Below are 738 nucleotides of genomic sequence, written 5' to 3'. Positions count from 1 at the left end.
GCTTCGTTCTTCAGCTTGTCGACCAGGGCGGCCACGTCGGCGACCTTGACGCCGGCCTTGCGCTTGGCCGGTTCGGCGACCTTGAGCGTGGTCAGGCGCGGCGCCACGTCGACACCCAGCGCGTCGGGGGCCAGCGTCTCGATGGGCTTCTTCTTGGCCTTCATGATGTTGGGCAGCGAGGCGTAGCGCGGCTCGTTCAGGCGCAGGTCGGCGGTGACCACGGCGGGCAGCGTCAGCTGCACGGTCTCCAGGCCGCCGTCGATCTCGCGGGTCACGGTGACCGCGCCCTCGCCCGGCACGACCTTGGAGGCGAAGGTGCCCTGCGGCCAGCCCAGCAAGGCGGCGAGCATCTGGCCGGTCTGGTTGCAGTCGTCGTCGATCGCCTGCTTGCCCAGGATGACCAGGGTCGGGCCTTCCTTGTCGACGAGCGCCTTGAGCACCTTGGCGACGGCCAGCGGCTGCGTCTCGGCGTCGGTCTGGACCAGGATGCCGCGGTCGGCGCCCATGGCCAGGCCGGTGCGCAGCGTCTCCTGCGCGGCGGTCGGGCCGACGGTGACCACGATGACCTCGGTCGCCTTGCCGGCTTCCTTGAGGCGGACGGCCTCCTCGACGGCGATCTCGTCGAAGGGGTTCATGCTCATCTTCACGTTGGCGGTCTCAACGCCGGAACCGTCCGCCTTGACGCGGATCTTGACGTTGTAATCGACCACCCGCTTGACCGGGACGAGGACCTTCATA

At 69.0% G+C, this 738-nt stretch carries 1 protein-coding gene; it reads right to left on the bottom strand.

Annotated features, from left to right (window positions below):
• Window positions 1-737 (bottom strand): electron transfer flavoprotein subunit beta/FixA family protein (locus H0B54_RS29365; RefSeq protein WP_188263278.1); only part of this gene is annotated, 737 nt, incomplete at its 3' end.
• Between the last annotated feature and the right edge of the window lies 1 nt (window position 738).

Origin of the sequence: Azospirillum tabaci (assembly GCF_014596085.1) — a bacterium.
Classification (GTDB): domain Bacteria; phylum Pseudomonadota; class Alphaproteobacteria; order Azospirillales; family Azospirillaceae; genus Azospirillum; species Azospirillum tabaci.
This window is presented reverse-complemented; position numbering and strand designations above follow the sequence as displayed.